The sequence below is a fragment of the Microbacterium sp. RURRCA19A genome (genome assembly GCF_900156455.1).
Taxonomy (GTDB): domain Bacteria; phylum Actinomycetota; class Actinomycetes; order Actinomycetales; family Microbacteriaceae; genus Microbacterium.
Genome location: NZ_FTNQ01000001.1, coordinates 860,623 through 879,109, shown reverse-complemented (window position 1 = coordinate 879,109; position 18,487 = coordinate 860,623). Strand labels below are relative to the sequence as shown.

The following is an 18,487-nucleotide window of genomic DNA, read 5'->3' as shown; positions in this document are numbered from 1 at the left end:
CCCGCGCACTCGGAGGCGTGAGACGGGCGGCGGATTTGCTCCCGTCCCGCCGCGGCGGATACTCTCGCGGGATGTCGTCGATCGTCGTCCGCAATGAGGAGCTCTCCGTGAGCACCGTTGCCGTGCGTCGACGTCGGGTCGCACGCCGAGTTTCGGCGACCTCGTAACCCGCCGTCGGTCGGGCATACGGGCGTCGCCGCCCCGGTTCACGCTGATCACAGCAACAGCCCCGACTCCTAAGGTGGATCCATGACCCTCTCGGTCGCCGTCTCCGGCGCCTCCGGCTATGCGGGCGGCGAGATCCTTCGCCTGCTCGCCGATCACCCCGACGTCGAGGTCCGCACCGTCACCGCTCACGCGAACGCGGGCCAGGCGCTGATCTCCCACCAGCCGCACCTGCGGTCGCTCGCGCACCTCGAGCTGCGGGCGACGACGCCGGAGGTGCTGGCCGGACACGATGTGGTGTTCCTCGCGCTGCCGCACGGTCAGTCGGCGCAGTACACCGACGCTCTCCGCGACACCCCTCTCGTCATCGACGCCGGGGCCGATCACCGGCTCACCTCCGCCGCCGACTGGGCAGCCTTCTACGGCGGAGAGCACCCCGAGCCGTGGGCGTACGGGGTTCCCGAGCTCCCGGTCTCCGCGGGGAAGCAGCGCGACCTCCTCCGGGGCGCGACGCGGATCGCCGCTCCGGGCTGCAACGCCTCGACCGTCGCCCTCTCGCTGGCCCCCGGCGTCGCCGCCGGGGTGGTCGACCCGGGCGACATCGTGTCGGTGCTGGCGGTGGGGCCCAGCGGCGCGGGAAAGTCCGCCAAGACGAACCTCCTCGCGAGCGAGATCCTCGGCACGGCCAACCCGTACGCGGTCGGTGGCACGCACCGGCACATCCCCGAGATCCGGCAGGCGCTCGCCGCCGCGAGCGCCCCGGCCGATGGCGTCCGGATCTCTTTCACCCCCGTGCTCGTGCCGATGGCCCGCGGCATCCTGGCCACCTCTTCGGCGCCGATCCGCGAGGGGGCCACGGACGCCGAGATCCGCGCGGCGTGGGAGCGGGCGTACGCCGACGAGCCCTTCGTCGAGCTCCTCCCGGCCGGGACGTTCCCGCGGACGGCCGACGTCCTGGGCGCCAACGTCGCCTCGCTCGGCCTCGCGATCGACCGCGCGGCGAATCGGGTCGTGGTCGTCGCCGCCGTCGACAATCTGGTGAAGGGCACCGCGGGCGCCGCGGTGCAGTCCATGAACATCGCGCTGGGTCTTCCCGAGACCACGGCGCTGCCTCTGAACGGAGTCGCCCCGTGAGCGTGACCATCCCCGCCGGTTTCGAAGCGGCCGGTGTCGCCGTCGGCCTGAAGTCCACGGGCGCCCGCGACGTCGCCGTCGTCGTCAACCGCGGCCCGCAGAAGGTGGGCGCGGCCGTGTTCACCTCGAACCGCGCCAAGGCCAACCCGATCCTCTGGTCGGAGCAGGTCGTGAAGGACGGTGTCGTCGAGGCCGTGGTGCTCAACTCCGGCGGGGCCAACTGCTTCACCGGCGCGTTCGGCTTCCAGACCACGCACCAGACGGCCGAGCGGGCCGCGGAACTGCTGGGCGTGGGGGCGGGCGACGTCGTCGTGTGCTCGACCGGTCTCATCGGCACGGGCGACGAGGTCTTCCGCGCCAAGGTCCTCGACGGTGTCGAGAAGAGCATCGCCGAGCTGTCCGTCGACGGCGGCGAGGATGCCTCGCTGGCGATCATGACCACCGACTCGCGACCCAAGCGCGCGGTGCACCGCGGTGAAGGCTGGAGCATCGGAGGAATGGCGAAGGGCGCGGGCATGCTCGCTCCGGGCCTGGCCACGATGCTCGTCGTCCTGACCACCGATGCGGTCCTCGATGCGGCCGAGGCCGACGCCGCGCTCCGCGCCGCGACGCGCGTGAGCTTCGACCGGCTCGATTCCGACGGGTGCATGTCGACCAACGACCAGGTCACGCTGCTGTCGAGCGGAGCCAGTGGCATCCGGGTGGATGCCGAGGCGTTCGTCGCCGCGCTGACGGCGGTGTGCGACGACCTCGCCGCTCAGCTGCAGGGGGATGCCGAGGGGGCGAGCCACGACATCACCATCCGGGTCGTGGGGGCGGCCTCCGAGGGCGACGCGGTCGAGGTCGGCCGCTCGATCGCCCGGAACAACCTGTTCAAGGCCGCGATCTTCGGCAACGACCCGAACTGGGGCCGCGTCCTCGCCGCCATCGGCACGACGCAGGCGGCCTTCGACCCGTACGACGTCGACGTGTGGATGAACGGTGTGCGTGTGTGCTCCGCGGGCGGACCCGATCGCCCGCGTGAGGAGGTCGACCTGACGCCCCGCGCGACCGACCTCATCGTCGACCTCCGCGTCGGCGACGCGGCCGCGACGATCCGCACCAACGACCTCACCCACGACTACGTCCACGAGAACAGCGCCTACGCCTCATGAGCGACATCGACATCCAGGACACCGATCCGGCCGAAGCCAGCGAACGGGCGGTGACGCTCGTCGAGTCGCTGCCGTGGGTCCGCAAGTACCGCGACCAGGTCGTGGTCGTGAAGTACGGCGGCAACGCCATGGTCAGCGACGAGCTGCAGGACGCCTTCGCCGCCGACATCGCCTACCTGCGCTACGTGGGAGTGAAGCCCGTGGTGGTGCACGGGGGCGGCCCGCAGATCTCCTCGATGCTGAACCGTCTCGACATCCCGAGCGAGTTCCGCGGCGGCTACCGCGTCACCTCGACCGAGGCGATCGGCGTCGTCCGCATGGTGCTCACCGGGCAGATCAATCCGCAGCTGGTCGCCAAGGTCAACGCGCACGGACCGCTCGCGACGGGTCTGAGCGGCGAGGACGCGGGCCTGTTCGGAGGACGTCGGCGCGGTGTCGTCGTCGACGGGGTGGAGCACGACCTCGGGCGCGTGGGCGACGTCGTCACGGTCGACCCGCAGCCGGTGCTCGACCACCTGGCCGCCGGCCGCGTGCCGATCGTGTCGTCGATCGCGCCCGATCTCGACAACCCGGGCACGTCGTTGAACGTCAATGCGGATGCCGCAGCGGCGGCGCTGGCGACGGCGCTCAACGCCAAGAAGCTCGTCGTGCTGACGGACGTCCCCGGGCTCTATGCGGACTGGCCGAACCGTGACTCGCTCGTGTCGCACCTGACCTCGACGGAGCTGCGCGCGATGCTGCCGAAGCTCGAGTCGGGGATGATCCCGAAGATGCAGGCGTGCCTCGACGCCGTCGACGGGGGAGTGCCCACGGCGGCGATCATCGACGGTCGCGTGCCGCACTCGGTGCTCGTCGAACTGTTCACCAGCAAGGGAATCGGAACGGAGGTGGTCGCGTGAACGCGGACACGACTCAGGAGACCGCGGCGCCGCGCGCCGCCTGGCAGGAGGATGCCGGGCGCGACCTCGTCCGCAGCTTCGGCGACCGCATGGCGCTGTTCGTGCGCGGGGAGGGGGCGTACGTCTGGGACGGCGACGGCAAGAAGTACCTCGACTTCCTCGCCGGCATCGCCGTGGACGCCCTGGGCCACGCGCACCCCACCTTCGTGGAAGCGGTGTCCACCCAGGCCGCGACCCTCACGCACGTCTCGAACTACTTCGCCACCCCGCCCCAGCTCGCGCTCGCCGCACGGCTGAAGCGTCTTGCGGGCACCGGCGAGTCGGGCCGCGTGTACTTCGCGAACTCGGGCGCCGAGGCCAATGAGGCGGCGTTCAAACTCGCGCGACTCCACGGTCGGGGCACCGAGCGCACTCGCATCCTCGCGCTGAAGAACGGTTTCCACGGCCGCACGATGGGTGCGCTCGCCCTCACCGGCAAGCCCGCGCTCCAGGCCGACTTCCTGCCCATGGTCCCCGGCGTCGAGCACATCGACGCCACCATCGAGGCTCTCGAGTCGGCCGTCGACGACCGCGTCGCGGCCTTCATCGTCGAGCCCATCCAGGGCGAGGCCGGCGTGGTCGAGCTGCCCGAGGGCTATCTCGCCGCGGCCCGGGAGATCACGGCGCGCCACGGCGCCCTGCTGGTCGTCGACGAGATCCAGACCGGCGCGGGGCGGACGGGTGAGTGGTTCGCCTTCCAGCACGCCGGCATCGTCCCGGATGCCATCACGGTCGCCAAGGGCATCGGCGGCGGTTTCCCGATCGGAGCCCTGATCACGTTCGGGGCCGCCAGCGACCTGTTCTTCCCCGGCACCCACGGCTCGACCTATGGCGGCAACGCCCTGGGCACCGCGGTCGCGGGCGCCGTGCTGGCGGAGATCGAGGCATCCGGTCTCGTCGACAACGCGGCCGCGCGCGAGGCGCAGCTGCGTGAGGGCATCGCTGGACTCGGCTCGCCGCTGGTCGGCGGAGTGCGTGGTCGCGGCCTTCTCCTCGGCATCGCCCTGACGCATCCCGTCGCCAAGGCCGTCGTGGCCGCCGCGCAGGAGCACGGCCTGATCGTCAACGCGGCGAACGACGAGACGATCCGTCTCGCGCCGCCGCTGATCATCGGGGATGCCGAGATCGCCGAGTTCCTCACCCTCTTCGGCGCGGCACTGCAGACCGTCGCCGATGCCCTCATGATCGACCAGTCCGCCACGTCTGCGGCCGAAGGAGTACCCGCGTGACCCGCCACCTGCTGCGCGACGATGACCTGACCCCCGCCGAGCAGGCGGAGATCCTCGACCTCGCGATCGAGCTGAAGAAGGATCGCTGGGCGCAGAAGCCGCTCGCCGGCCCCCAGACCGTCGCGGTGATCTTCGACAAGTCCTCGACCCGCACGCGGGTGTCCTTCGCGGTCGGCATCGCCGATCTGGGCGGCTCCCCGCTGATCATCTCAACCGCGAACAGCCAGCTCGGCGGCAAGGAGACGCCGTCCGACACGGCGCGCGTCCTCGAGCGCCAGGTCGCGGCGATCGTGTGGCGCACGTACGCCCAGGCGGGGCTCGAGGAGATGGCGCGGGGAACGCGCGTCCCGGTCGTGAACGCGCTCAGCGACGACTTCCACCCGTGCCAGCTGCTCGCCGACCTGCTGACCATCCGCGAGCACAAGGGCGAGCTGAAGGGGCTGACGCTGTCGTTCTTCGGCGACGGGCAGAGCAACATGGCGCACTCCTACGTCCTGGCCGGCGTGACGGCCGGCATGCACGTCCGGGTCGCGTCGCCGGCGGACTACGCGCCGCGCGCCGACGTCATCGCCGACGCGCAGCGCATCGCCGCCGCGACCGGCGGATCGGTGACGTTGACGACCGACCCCGATGCCGCGGCATCCGGAGCGGACGTCGTCGTCACCGACACGTGGGTGTCGATGGGCAAGGAAGAGGAGAAGATCGCGCGGATCCGCGATCTGGGGGGCTTCAAAGTGACCTCCGCGCTCATGGCCCGCGCCGATGACGCGGCGATCTTCATCCACTGCCTGCCCGCGGACCGCGGATACGAGGTGGACGCCGAGGTCATCGACGGCCCGCAGAGCGTGGTCTGGGACGAGGCCGAGAACCGACTGCACGCGCAGAAGGCGCTGCTGGTGTGGCTGCTGCGCCAGGACTGATCCCGCCCACGAGCCGGGCGTGGCGCCGTTTCGACGGACCCGCCCGGCTCGTCGGCATCGATCTGGCGCGCGGTCTCGCGGTTCTCGGCATGCTCGCGGCGCACCTGCTGACGATCGACTCGTTCGTCCTGGACGATCCGGACACCTGGCTCGACGTCGTCAACGGGCGATCCTCGATCCTGTTCGCGACGCTCGCGGGCGTCTCGATCGCCCTCGTCACCGGCGGCGCACGTCCATCGGCCGGTCCGGCTCGCGCCCGTGCCGCGGCGCGCCTGGCCCTGCGCGGGGCCCTTCTCTGGGGGATCGGCCTCCTGCTGGTGCTGACCGGCGTCCCGGTGTATGTGATCCTCCCCGCCTACGCGCTGTTGTTCGCCCTGTCGCTGCCGTTCCTCGGGCTCCGCGCGGGGAGGCTCCTCCTGGCCGCGGTGATCGCCGCCGCGGTGATGCCCTGGATCTACCCGTTCCTGGATGCCGCCCCGATCTGGGGCGGGCTCGGGGGAGAGGATCTGCAGGCCTTCGTGGGGTGGGCCTATCCCTTCCCGGTGTGGATCGCCTTCCTGCTCGCGGGGATGGGAGTCGGCCGACTCGATCTGCGGCTGCTTCGAGTGCAGGTCGCCCTCACGATCACCGGGGGCGTCGTCGCGGCGCTCGGGTACGGTGTCGCGATCGCGACAGCGCCGGCGATCGCGGACGCCGGTCCCTACCTCGCTGCGGTCTGGACGGCCGAGGCGCACTCGTCGGGTCTGTGGGAGGTCGTCGGATCGGGGGGATTCGCCGTCGCGGTGATCGGGTTGTGCCTGCTGGTCTGCCGTACTCCGCTCCGGTGGGTCGCGATTCCGCTCCGAGCGGTCGGCTCGATGCCCTTGACCGCGTACGTCCTGCAGATCGTCGTCTGGGCGGTGTTCGCCGCCGTCGCTCTGGGCGACACGTCCGATCTGGCCGGCGTGCGGGACGCGGGGCTGTTCCTCCCGCTGACGCTCGGAATCGTCGTCGGGTGCACCCTCTGGGCGCTCCTCGTGGGCCGTGGACCCCTGGAAGCGGTCATCGACGGGGTCGTCCGTCGCGTCGTCGGCCCGGGCTCCCGAACGGATGCCGCGCCCGCGGCGTCGGCGAGCTGAGCGGCGGGGCGGTGTCCGCGGGCCTCGCTAGGCTGGACGCATGAGCAGCGACACCGGCCAGGGCACGAACGAGGGCGCGTTGTGGGGCGCCCGTTTCTCCGGCGGGCCGTCTCCCGAGTTGGCGGCGCTGAGCCGTTCCACCCACTTCGACTGGGATCTTGCGCTCTACGACATCGCCGGGTCCCACGCGCACGCCGCGGCTCTCGAGGCCGCCGGGTACCTGTCCGTCGACGAGGGGCGTGACATGCACGCCGGCCTCGACGAGATCGCCGAGCGCGTTCGTTCCGGCGCCCTCGTGGCCGCCCCGGGCGACGAAGACGTCCACGGGGCACTCGAGCGGGTGCTGATCGAGACGGTGGGTCCCGCGCTCGGGGGGAAGCTGCGCGCGGGTCGCAGCCGCAACGATCAGATCGCCACGCTGGTGCGCCTGTATCTGCTCGACCACGCCCGCACGATCACCCGCGAGCTCCTTCGGCTGATCGATGCGCTGGTGGCGCAGGCGGAGGCGCACGAGTCGGCCATCATGCCGGGCCGCACCCACCTGCAGCACGCGCAGCCCGTTCTGCTCGCCCACCACCTCCAGGCCTACGGCTGGGCGTTCGTCCGCGGCATCGAGCGCCTCTGCGACTGGTCGGTGCGCGCGTGCGTGTCGCCCTACGGCGGGGGCGCGCTCGCCGGAGCCACGCTCGGTCTCGACCCTCAGCTCGTCGCCGACCGTCTGGGGCTCGCCCGGCCCGCCGAGAACTCGCTCGATGGCACGGCGTCGCGCGACGTGGTGGCGGAGTTCGCCTTCATCGCGGCGATGATCGGTGTCGACCTGTCCCGTCTGGCCGAGGACGTGATCCTGTGGAACACGCGCGAGTTCGGGTTCGTCACCCTCGACGACGCGTACTCGACCGGGTCGAGCATCATGCCGCAGAAGAAGAACCCCGACATCGCGGAACTGGCCCGCGGCAAGGCGGGACGACTGATCGGCAACCTCTCCGGTCTCCTGGCGACGCTGAAGGGGCTTCCGCTGGCCTACAACCGCGACCTGCAGGAAGACAAAGAACCGGTGTTCGATTCCGTGCGCACGCTCGAACTCGTGCTCCCGGCGTTCTCGGGAATGATCTCGACGCTCCGATTCCACACCGACCGCATGGCTGAGCTCGCCCCGCAGGGCTTCTCGCTCGCGACCGATGTCGCCGAGTGGCTCGTCCGCGGTGGCGTGCCGTTCCGCGACGCCCACGAGATCTCCGGTGCGCTGGTCCGGGCGTGCGAGGTGCGGGGGATCGGCCTCGAGGATGCCGATGACGCACTGCTGGCCTTGGTGTCTCCGGCCCTGACTCCGGCGGTGCGCGAGGTCCTGACGATCGAGGGCTCGGTCGCCAGCCGCACCGGAGTCGGCGGAACCTCGCCGGCGCGGGTGGGGGAGCAGCGGGAGGAGCTCGTCGTTCGCGCGCAGGCGGCTGCACGCTCGCTGGTGTCCTGAATATCAGCTTTTCGCTTATCAATCTCGCTTTATAAGCGTTAGGCTTATCGCATGAGCGTTGCCGTCATCGCCGACATCGTCGCCTCGCGTCGCTTGAGCGACCGCGCGGGGGCGCAGCGCGTCATCTCCGAGGCCGTGGCCGAGGTCGAGGCGGCGCTGCCGGTCGCGACGTCACCGCTCACGGCCGTGGTCGGTGACGAACTGCAGGGGGAGTATCCGACGTTGGCGGCCGCCCTTGCGTCGCTTCTCCTGGTGCGTCTCGCTCTTCCCGAGGGGGTCGACTGCCGTTTCGGCGTCGGGGTGGGCGAGGTGCGTCCGATCGCGCTCGAGGGACGCGAGCTGCCCGAGGGGCCGGCGTGGTGGGCGGCGCGCGCGGCGATCGAGCAGGTCGAGCGACTGCAGCAGCGCGCCGCGCCGCTCGCGCGCACGTGGATCGAGCTGGCGGAGGGAGAGGATGCCGGCATGACCGAGACCATCGCGTTGGCCACCGCCTACGCCCTGAGCCGCGACCAGTCCGTCTCCGCGATGAGTGACCGCGCGCGTCGCCTCACATACGGGCGCTGTCTCGGCCGGTCGCAGCGCGAACTCGCGGAGCAGGAGGGCATCAGTCAATCCGCGGTGTCGCAGGCGCTCGCCTCGGCGGGTTCGGCCGGCATCGTCGAGGGCTACGAGGTGCTGGTCGCGCGGGTACGCTCATGATCGCGGCGGGGTTGCTGCTCCTCGCGGTGGGTGGGGTCGACCTGCTGCGCCAGATGATCAGCACCCGCCGTTGGGTCGCCTTCGCCGTCGCCGGCGTGCTGCTGGTCGTCGTCTCGGCTGGTCTCGACGCCCTGATCGCCGGTGTGCTGGCCGTCGCCGTCGCCGCGATCTGGACCTGGGTGCTCCCCGAGAAAGGACCTGCCCGCGCGGGGCTGTGGCCCGTCGCGCTGCTCGCGCTGGGGGCCGCCGCGTGTGTGGTCGTCGCGCCCGGTCGGACGCGTCCGGGCCTGATCGGCGCGACCTGGGCCGCCTACCGTCCCGGCGACGCGGTCTCGATCGACGTGGTGGTCCTCGTGGGGGGATGCCTGGTCTTCCTCCTCGAGTCGGGCAACGCCGTCGTGCGCATCGCCCTGCGCGCGGAGATGGGCGGGGCTCCGGGCGACCAGGACGCCGCCCCGACGCTGAAGGGCGGACGGCTCATCGGCCCCCTCGAACGCATCCTCGTGTTCGTGCTCACCCTCGCCGGCGCCTACACGCTGCTGGCGGCGGTGCTCGCGGCGAAGGGCATCGTGCGCTTTCCCGAGATCTCGCGCGATCGTGACGACGGCGACCGCGCCGAGTACTTCCTCATCGGCAGCCTCGTTAGCTGGGTGACCTCGCTCGCCGCGGCGTTCCTCGTGTGGTGGGGTGTGCACGCCGGCTGACAAGCCCCCCGAGGCGCCCCATCGACGCGGGATAGGTTCGGAGCAGCGAGACATGGGGGTTGAGATGGGCGACGCACAGCCGGGGTGGTATGACGCAGGCTCGCCGGGACGTGTCCGCTGGTGGGACGGCGCGCGGTGGACGGCGCACGAGGCGCCGATCCCGACGCTCGAGGCCGCAGCCGCGGCGAACCCGCCCGCACCGTCCCCTCACGCGGCGAACCCGCCCGTGGTCCTCCGCCACGGACCGACCGCTGCGCCGGCCGGGTGGTATCCGGCACGAGCGGGAGAGCTCCGCTGGTGGGACGGGAAGATCTGGACGGGTTCGCGCGTGCGCGACGGACGTCCGGGAATCGACTGGGCCACGATCGACCAGCCGGCGCTCGCGTGGGCGATGGGGGCGGTCTTCTTCGGCCTCGCGATGATGCAGGCGGTTTCGAGCATCGCGTTCGGGGGACTGTCGTACATGCCCCTCCTGTGGGTGGCGCTGTCGGGGCTGTGGTTCGCGATGGCCATTCAGACCACCCGTGTGCGGCGCATCGCTGCGCCGACCGGAGCGTCGGACGCGCCCGCGATCGTCCGCCCCCTGCCCGGAGCGACGGAGGGACCGGGTGCCGGCTGGTTCCCGATCAGTCGCCAGGCCAGCAGGTGGTGGACCGGTACGCGATGGGCGGATTACGTGACCTCCCGTTTCGGTGTGCGACCGACCTTCCACGCGGCGAAGGCGCTGACGACCCTGCGCATCCTCGCGTGGGCGATCGCCGCCCTCGCCGCCCTCGTGCTCATCGGGGGAGTCGTGATGCTCGTCGTCGCCGACGGGGACACGCTTCAGCGCGTCGTCGGATGGGTGTTGGTGGGAGGTGCCGTCCTGTTCGCCGCGCTCAGCGCCGTCGTCCTCGTCGCGGCGCGCGCGCAGACCCGTCTGCTCCTGCTGCCCGGCGACCCGCCGGCGGGCCCGCCCCACGCTGACGGGGCGCATCGTCCCGTCTGAGCGACGGGGCTCGGCATCCGGAGGTCCTCGAGCCCGCTGGTAGCCTGAACCGGTGTCTGCCTCCACCGATGCGGCGCCCGTGAGCGCCCTCGCACCCGCCAACGACCCGACGTTCGACAACGTCTGGGACGAGCTGGTCTGGCGCGGCCTGGTCCACGTCTCGACCGACCAGGACGAACTGCGCGAACTGCTGTCGGGGGAGCCGATCGTCTTCTACTGCGGGTTCGACCCGACCGCGCCGAGTCTGCACCTGGGCAACCTCGTGCAGCTGCTGACCATGCGTCGTCTGCAGCTCGCCGGACACCGCCCCCTCGGGCTCGTCGGCGGCTCCACCGGGCTCGTCGGCGACCCGCGTCCCACGGCCGAGCGCACGCTCAACACGCGCGAGACCGTGGCGGAGTGGGTGGCGAGCCTGCGCGCCCAGGTGGAGCGCTTCCTGAGCTTCGAGGGCGATAACGCGGCCCGCATGGTCAACAACCTGGACTGGACCGCCCCGCTCAGCGCGATCGATTTCCTGCGGGAGATCGGAAAGCACTTCCGCGTCGGAACCATGCTGAAGAAAGACGCGGTCAGCGCGCGCCTGAACTCCGAGGCGGGCATCAGCTACACCGAGTTCAGCTACCAGATCCTCCAGGGCATGGACTATCTCGAGCTGCACCGGCAGTACGGATGCGTGCTGCAGACCGGCGGGAGCGACCAGTGGGGCAACCTCACCAGCGGCACCGACCTGGTGCGCAAGGTCGAGGGCGTCTCGGTGCACGCGATCGGCACACCGCTGATCACGAACAGCGACGGCACCAAGTTCGGCAAGAGCGAGGGCAACGCCATCTGGCTGGATGCCGATATGTGCAGCCCGTGGACGATGTACCAGTTCTGGCTGAACACCGATGACCGCGACGTCGTCGATCGGCTGAAGGTGTTCACGTTCCTCACGCGCGCCGAGATCGACGAGTACGCGCGTCTGGTCGACGAGGAGCCGTTCCGTCGCGCCGGGCAGAAGCGCCTCGCGCGCGAGGTGGTCACCACGGTGCACGGGCCGGATGCCGCGGACGCGGTCGTCGCGGCGACCGAGGCCCTGTTCGGTCAGGGCGACCTGACCGCGCTGGATGCCGCGACCCTGCGCAGCGCCCTGGACGAACTCCCGCACGCGTCTTTGCCCGCGGGCGCGACGGTGGTGGACGCCCTCACGGCGACAGGTCTCGTGAGCAGCTTGAGCGAGGCCCGGAGGGCGATCGCGCAGGGCGGCGTGTCCTTGGACGGTCAGAAGGTGGTCGCGGACGACGCCCCGGTCACCGGCGCGCTGCCGGGCGGGGTCTCCGTGCTGCGGCGGGGCAAGAAGACACTGGCCGGCGTGTTCATCGACTGATGCCGTTCACGCCGAGCCATGCCGTCGTCGCGCTTCCTTTCGTGCGCACGCGGCTGGTGTCGGCGGCCGTGGCGATCGGGGCGATGACGCCGGATCTTCCGCTGTTCTTCCGGGGGATGTGGCCGGACTACTCGACGACGCACGACCCGGTGTGGATCGTTCCGACGGCGATGTTGGGGCTGGTGCTGCTGCTCGTGTGGCGTTGCGTGCTCCGGCCCGCCGCCCGGGAACTCTCGCCTCGCTCGATCGCCGATCGGCTGCCGGTGGCGTGGGATGCCGGCTTCCGCGCGGGAATGCGCGAGACCTTCGCGGGAGGGCCGGTGGCCTGGTTGCTGCTCTTCGCGTCGCTGGCGCTCGGCGTCCTCACGCACATCGCGTGGGATCTGCTCACGCATGAGGGACGTCTCGGCGTGCAGCTCCTGCCTGTGCTGGAGCAGCAGTGGGGCCCACTGCCGGGGGTCAAGTGGCTGCAGTACGGCTCGGGACTCTTCGGGCTGATCGTGCTCGGGGTCTTCGGGGTCGTGTGGTGGTCGCGCCGGGAGACCGAGACGGCCAGACGGGCGTTTCCGGATGTCGTGCGGATCGTGTGGTGGCTGTCGCTTCCGGTCGCGTTGGTCGTGGCTGCCGTGATCGCGCTCGCCGTGAGCTCGGCCGCCGGTACGCCGATGAGTCCGACCGCGCTGGTCTACGCCGTGCTGACGCGCATCGCTGCGGTGTGGGCGATCGCGACGGTCGTGCTCGCTGTGATGGTGTCACTCCGCCGTCGGCGCGATTTCCGCGTCTTTCCGCAGTTGTGAGGGTGCGACACGCCCGGGGTGCGGTGTGGATTGGACGGGTGGGCCGGATCCGCGTAACTTATTACTTGTTCGCCCCACAGGGGAGAGCGGAGCGGCCGGAAGGCCCCGCGTCCTCTCAAGCGGTGAACCACCCCGATCAGAACTTGCAAGCTTCGGCTTGAAGGTCTAACATCGGATTCTGCCACTCGGCGCTTGTCTTCCATGACCGAATCCTCGGATTCTCGTGTGATTTGTAGCGCGGTGGCACATATAGAAGTGAACTGCCTCACGGTTACGGTCTAGGGACTGGTTCTGTGGGTGCGTCCGTTCCTTGAGAACTCAACAGCGTGCACTTGTCAAATGCCAATTTATTCCTCGTCGGTCCGTTTTTCGGATTGCGAGAAATTCCTTTGGATCAAAGTCCAACTCTTTCGGGGGTTGGCATCTGGATAGTCAGTTTTGACTTCCTGTTTGGTCAGATTGAACTCGCTTGTCCCGACTTTATTCCGGTTGGGTGGGCATTTTTCTTTTACGGAGAGTTTGATCCTGGCTCAGGATGAACGCTGGCGGCGTGCTTAACACATGCAAGTCGAACGGTGAAGCCAAGCTTGCTTGGTGGATCAGTGGCGAACGGGTGAGTAACACGTGAGCAACCTGCCCTGGACTCTGGGATAAGCGCTGGAAACGGCGTCTAATACTGGATATGAGCCTCTTCCGCATGGTGGGGGTTGGAAAGATTTTTCGGTCTGGGATGGGCTCGCGGCCTATCAGCTTGTTGGTGAGGTAATGGCTCACCAAGGCGTCGACGGGTAGCCGGCCTGAGAGGGTGACCGGCCACACTGGGACTGAGACACGGCCCAGACTCCTACGGGAGGCAGCAGTGGGGAATATTGCACAATGGGCGGAAGCCTGATGCAGCAACGCCGCGTGAGGGATGACGGCCTTCGGGTTGTAAACCTCTTTTAGCAGGGAAGAAGCGAGAGTGACGGTACCTGCAGAAAAAGCGCCGGCTAACTACGTGCCAGCAGCCGCGGTAATACGTAGGGCGCAAGCGTTATCCGGAATTATTGGGCGTAAAGAGCTCGTAGGCGGTTTGTCGCGTCTGCTGTGAAATCCCGAGGCTCAACCTCGGGCCTGCAGTGGGTACGGGCAGACTAGAGTGCGGTAGGGGAGATTGGAATTCCTGGTGTAGCGGTGGAATGCGCAGATATCAGGAGGAACACCGATGGCGAAGGCAGATCTCTGGGCCGTAACTGACGCTGAGGAGCGAAAGGGTGGGGAGCAAACAGGCTTAGATACCCTGGTAGTCCACCCCGTAAACGTTGGGAACTAGTTGTGGGGACCATTCCACGGTTTCCGTGACGCAGCTAACGCATTAAGTTCCCCGCCTGGGGAGTACGGCCGCAAGGCTAAAACTCAAAGGAATTGACGGGGACCCGCACAAGCGGCGGAGCATGCGGATTAATTCGATGCAACGCGAAGAACCTTACCAAGGCTTGACATACACCAGAACACCGTAGAAATACGGGACTCTTTGGACACTGGTGAACAGGTGGTGCATGGTTGTCGTCAGCTCGTGTCGTGAGATGTTGGGTTAAGTCCCGCAACGAGCGCAACCCTCGTTCTATGTTGCCAGCACGTAATGGTGGGAACTCATGGGATACTGCCGGGGTCAACTCGGAGGAAGGTGGGGATGACGTCAAATCATCATGCCCCTTATGTCTTGGGCTTCACGCATGCTACAATGGCCGGTACAAAGGGCTGCAATACCGTGAGGTGGAGCGAATCCCAAAAAGCCGGTCCCAGTTCGGATTGAGGTCTGCAACTCGACCTCATGAAGTCGGAGTCGCTAGTAATCGCAGATCAGCAACGCTGCGGTGAATACGTTCCCGGGTCTTGTACACACCGCCCGTCAAGTCATGAAAGTCGGTAACACCTGAAGCCGGTGGCCCAACCCTTGTGGAGGGAGCCGTCGAAGGTGGGATCGGTAATTAGGACTAAGTCGTAACAAGGTAGCCGTACCGGAAGGTGCGGCTGGATCACCTCCTTTCTAAGGAGCATCTGGCATCCGGGGTTTTCGAATCGTGGGTGTCCAGGCGCCGGATCAGACCGAATGTGTCTGCCGGTTAGCTCATGGGTGGAACATTTGATGGGGTGTCGGGGACGAGGTTTCCGGGTTTAGTACGTGGTTTTCCACTGGAACGGTTCGGGTCGGAGTTTCTGATACATGCACGCTGTTGGGTCCTGAGGGGCCGGGCGCTGATTGCGGGTCTTTGGGCTTGTGGTTGGTGGCTGTTCCTCGTGGGCCTCTTCTTGCGCTTGCCGGTTGGTGGGTGTGGGGGAGGGGTACCGCCCGTACTTTGAGAACTACACAGTGGACGCGAGCATCTTCCATGCAACCTTTCGGGGTTGTGTGGTGTAGATGATCTTAAAGATCATTAGTCAATTTTTTGACGATTCAACTCATGTGATTTCAAGTCTTTAAGAGCAAACGGTGGATGCCTTGGCATCTGGAGCCGAAGAAGGACGTAGCAATCTGCGATAAGCCTCGGGGAACTGATAAGCGAGTTTTGATCCGAGGGTGTCCGAATGGGGAAACCCCGCCAGGGCGCGTGCGTACCTGGTGACTCCCGCCTGAATATATAGGGCGGGTAGAGGGAACGTGGGGAAGTGAAACATCTCAGTACCCACAGGAAGAGAAAGCAACAGCGATTCCGTGAGTAGTGGCGAGCGAAACCGGAAGAGGCTAAACCTAGCGTGTGTGATAGCCGGCAGGCGTTGCATGTTGGGGGTTGTGGGACTTTTCTGATTGTTCTGCCGAGCAGTCGACGTGACAAGAGGGTATAGACGAACGGTTTTGAATGGCCGGTCATAGAGGGTGCGAACCCCGTAGTCGAAATGCCTGTTCTTGGCGTGAAGAGTATCCCAAGTAGCACGGGGCCCGAGAAATCCCGTGTGAATCTGTCAGGACCACCTGATAAGCCTAAATACTCCCAGATGACCGATAGCGGACAAGTACCGTGAGGGAAAGGTGAAAAGTACCCCGGGAGGGGAGTGAAATAGTACCTGAAACCGTTTGCTTACAAACCGTTGGAGCACCCCTGGTAGGTGTGACAGCGTGCCTTTTGAAGAATGAGCCTGCGAGTTAGCGATACGTGGCGAGGTTAACCCGTGTGGGGTAGCCGTAGCGAAAGCGAGTCTGAATAGGGCGATTCAGTCGCGTGTCCTAGACCCGAAGCGAAGTGATCTATCCATGGCCAGGTTGAAGCGACGGTAAGACGTCGTGGAGGACCGAACCCACTTAGGTTGAAAACTGAGGGGATGAGCTGTGGATAGGGGTGAAAGGCCAATCAAACTTCGTGATAGCTGGTTCTCTCCGAAATGCATTTAGGTGCAGCGTTGCGTGTTTCTTGCCGGAGGTAGAGCTACTGGATGGCCGATGGGCCCTACAAGGTTACTGACGTCAGCCAAACTCCGAATGCCGGTAAGTGAGAGCGCAGCAGTGAGACTGTGGGGGATAAGCTTCATAGTCGAGAGGGAAACAACCCAGACCACCATCTAAGGTCCCTAAGCGCGTGCTAAGTGGGAAAGGATGTGGAGTTGCTTAGACAACCAGGAGGTTGGCTTAGAAGCAGCCACCCTTGAAAGAGTGCGTAATAGCTCACTGGTCAAGTGATTCCGCGCCGACAATGTAACGGGGCTCAAGCACGCCACCGAAGTTGTGGCATTGACATTTTTGGTAGGCCTTCGTGGTCCAGCCGTGTTGATGGGTAGGAGAGCGTCGTGTCGCGAGTGAAGCGGCGGGGTGACCCAGCCGTGGACGCGACACGAGTGAGAATGCAGGCATGAGTAGCGAAAGACGTGTGAGAAACACGTCCTCCGAAAGACCAAGGGTTCCAGGGTCAAGCTAATCTTCCCTGGGTAAGTCGGGACCTAAGGCGAGGCCGACAGGCGTAGTCGATGGACAACGGGTTGATATTCCCGTACCGGCGAAGAACCGCCCAAGCTAATCCAGTGGTGCTAAGAGTCCTAGCTCAGAATTTTCCGGATCCCTTCGGGGTGATGGTTGTCTGTGTGAACGCTCGACCCCATGCTGGTGCGGCTAGCGTATTAACAGGTGTGACGCAGGAAGGTAGCCCAAGCCAGGCGATGGTAGTCCTGGTGCAAGTGCGTAGGCCGAGTGATAGGCAAATCCGTCACTCTTACAGGCTGAGACACGATGCGGATAAAAAGTGGGTGATCCTATGCTGCCGAGAAAAGCATCGACGCGAGGTTCTAGCTGCCCGTACCCCAAACCGACTCAGGTGGTCAGGTAGAGAATACCAAGGAGATCGAGAGAATCGTGGTTAAGGAACTCGGCAAAATGCCCCCGTAACTTCGGGAGAAGGGGGGCCATCCACTTATTAGGACTTGCTCCGAAAGGGTGTGGTGGCCGCAGAGACTAGTGGGTAGCGACTGTTTACTAAAAACACAGGTCCGTGCCAAGTCGCAAGACGATGTATACGGACTGACGCCTGCCCGGTGCTGGAAGGTTAAGAGGACCGGTTAGCCGCAAGGCGAAGCTGAGAATTTAAGCCCCAGTAAACGGCGGTGGTAACTATAACCATCCTAAGGTAGCGAAATTCCTTGTCGGGTAAGTTCCGACCTGCACGAATGGCGTAACGACTTCCCAACTGTCTCAACCGCGAACTCGGCGAAATTGCATTACGAGTAAAGATGCTCGTTACGCGCAGCAGGACGGAAAGACCCCGTGACCTTTACTACAGCTTGGTATTGGTGTTCGGTGTGGCTTGTGTAGGATAGGTGGGAGACTGTGAAGCGGACACGCCAGTGTTCGTGGAGTCATTGTTGAAATACCACTCTGGTCACTCTGGATATCTAACTTAGGACCGTGATCCGGTTCAGGGACAGTGCCTGGTGGGTAGTTTAACTGGGGCGGTTGCCTCCCAAAATGTAACGGAGGCGCCCAAAGGTTCCCTCAACCTGGTTGGCAATCAGGTGGCGAGTGTAAGTGCACAAGGGAGCTTGACTGTGAGACTGACAGGTCGAGCAGGGACGAAAGTCGGGACTAGTGATCCGGCAGTGGCTTGTGGAAGCGCTGTCGCTCAACGGATAAAAGGTACCTCGGGGATAACAGGCTGATCTTGCCCAAGAGTCCATATCGACGGCATGGTTTGGCACCTCGATGTCGGCTCGTCGCATCCTGGGGCTGGAGTAGGTCCCAAGGGTTGGGCTGTTCGCCCATTAAAGCGGTACGCGAGCTGGGTTTAGAACGTCGTGAGACAGTTCGGTCCCTATCCGCTGCGCGCGTAGGAAGTTTGAGAGGATCTGACCCTAGTACGAGAGGACCGGGTTGGACGAACCTCTGGTGTGTCAGTTGTTCCGCCAGGAGCACCGCTGATTAGCTACGTTCGGGATGGATAACCGCTGAAAGCATCTAAGCGGGAAGCCGGCCTCAAGATGAGACTTCCATACCATTTATGGTGAGAGGCTCCCAGCCAGACTACTGGGTTGATAGGCCGGATGTGGAAGCGTAGTAATACGTGAAGCTGACCGGTACTAATAAGCCGATGACTTGATAACACACCGTTTTTGGTGCTTGCGTCCACTGAGTGGTTCTCGATGTACGGTCGGGAACGCAACAATGACATGATCGTTGTTGGTTTTTGAAACATCAATAGTGTTTCGGCGGCCATAGCGAGAGGGAAACGCCCGGTTACATTCCGAACCCGGAAGCTAAGCCTCTCAGCGCCGATGGTACTGCAGGGGGGACCCTGTGGGAGAGTAGGACACCGCCGGACTTCTTCTAAGACGAAATGGCCACC

At 66.1% G+C, this 18,487-nt stretch carries 12 protein-coding genes and 3 rRNA genes; all 15 read left to right on the top strand.

The genetic code is table 11. From position 1 onward, the window contains the following. Positions 1 to 249: 249 nt before the first annotated feature. The 15 genes from argC (at position 250) to rrf (ending at position 18,463) form a co-directional block, all read left to right on the top strand. Positions 250 to 1,299 (top strand): N-acetyl-gamma-glutamyl-phosphate reductase, encoded by a 1,050-nt coding sequence (gene argC, locus BW982_RS04265; protein WP_076490807.1) that lies wholly within the window; start codon positions 250 to 252, stop codon positions 1,297 to 1,299. Then, on the top strand, positions 1,296 to 2,453 hold the full coding sequence (gene argJ, locus BW982_RS04260; protein ID WP_076490806.1) for a bifunctional glutamate N-acetyltransferase/amino-acid acetyltransferase ArgJ: 1,158 nt from the start codon (positions 1,296 to 1,298) through the stop codon (positions 2,451 to 2,453). The genes argC and argJ overlap by 4 nt, the downstream gene beginning before the upstream one ends. Further along, on the top strand, positions 2,450 to 3,352 hold the full coding sequence (argB, locus tag BW982_RS04255; RefSeq protein ID WP_076490805.1) for an acetylglutamate kinase: 903 nt from the start codon (positions 2,450 to 2,452) through the stop codon (positions 3,350 to 3,352). Before argJ ends, argB begins: the two co-directional genes overlap by 4 nt. Further along, positions 3,349 to 4,620, top strand: a complete 1,272-nt coding sequence (locus BW982_RS04250) for an acetylornithine transaminase (protein ID WP_076490804.1) — start codon at positions 3,349 to 3,351, stop codon at positions 4,618 to 4,620. The genes argB and BW982_RS04250 overlap by 4 nt, the downstream gene beginning before the upstream one ends. Beyond that, on the top strand, positions 4,617 to 5,540 hold the full coding sequence (gene argF, locus BW982_RS04245; protein ID WP_076490803.1) for an ornithine carbamoyltransferase: 924 nt from the start codon (positions 4,617 to 4,619) through the stop codon (positions 5,538 to 5,540). Before BW982_RS04250 ends, argF begins: the two co-directional genes overlap by 4 nt. Then, entirely contained in the window at positions 5,519 to 6,658 is a 1,140-nt protein-coding gene (locus BW982_RS04240) for a heparan-alpha-glucosaminide N-acetyltransferase domain-containing protein (RefSeq protein ID WP_083696502.1), read from the top strand. Before argF ends, BW982_RS04240 begins: the two co-directional genes overlap by 22 nt. A gap of 40 nt (positions 6,659 to 6,698) precedes the next feature. Further along, positions 6,699 to 8,129, top strand: coding sequence for an argininosuccinate lyase (gene argH, locus BW982_RS04235; RefSeq protein ID WP_076490802.1), 1,431 nt, complete (start codon positions 6,699 to 6,701; stop codon positions 8,127 to 8,129). 51 nt (positions 8,130 to 8,180) lie between these two features. Further along, the gene (locus tag BW982_RS04230) at positions 8,181 to 8,828 is read left to right on the top strand and encodes a SatD family protein (protein WP_076490801.1); all 648 of its coding nucleotides are present in this window, start codon (positions 8,181 to 8,183) and stop codon (positions 8,826 to 8,828) included. Continuing rightward, a complete protein-coding gene (locus BW982_RS04225; RefSeq protein ID WP_076490800.1) occupies positions 8,825 to 9,532 on the top strand; it encodes a hypothetical protein in 708 nt (235 codons plus the stop codon). The genes BW982_RS04230 and BW982_RS04225 overlap by 4 nt, the downstream gene beginning before the upstream one ends. Positions 9,533 to 9,584: 52 nt before the next feature. Continuing rightward, on the top strand, positions 9,585 to 10,520 hold the full coding sequence (locus BW982_RS04220) for a DUF2510 domain-containing protein (RefSeq protein WP_217693661.1): 936 nt from the start codon (positions 9,585 to 9,587) through the stop codon (positions 10,518 to 10,520). Between the two features lie 52 nt (positions 10,521 to 10,572). Further along, positions 10,573 to 11,886, top strand: coding sequence for a tyrosine--tRNA ligase (tyrS, locus tag BW982_RS04215; protein ID WP_076490798.1), 1,314 nt, complete (start codon positions 10,573 to 10,575; stop codon positions 11,884 to 11,886). After that, complete coding sequence (locus BW982_RS04210) at positions 11,886 to 12,683, top strand: DUF4184 family protein (protein ID WP_076490797.1); 798 nt, start codon at positions 11,886 to 11,888, stop codon at positions 12,681 to 12,683. The genes tyrS and BW982_RS04210 overlap by 1 nt, the downstream gene beginning before the upstream one ends. Before the next feature lie 507 nt (positions 12,684 to 13,190). Further along, positions 13,191 to 14,712 (top strand): 16S ribosomal RNA (locus BW982_RS04205). 421 nt (positions 14,713 to 15,133) lie between these two features. Further along, a 23S ribosomal RNA gene (locus BW982_RS04200) occupies positions 15,134 to 18,245 on the top strand. A gap of 101 nt (positions 18,246 to 18,346) precedes the next feature. Further along, positions 18,347 to 18,463: ribosomal RNA gene (gene rrf / locus BW982_RS04195) — 5S ribosomal RNA — on the top strand. Together the 16S, 23S and 5S rRNA genes form the textbook arrangement of a ribosomal RNA operon. The last annotated feature ends 24 nt before the right edge of the window (positions 18,464 to 18,487 follow it).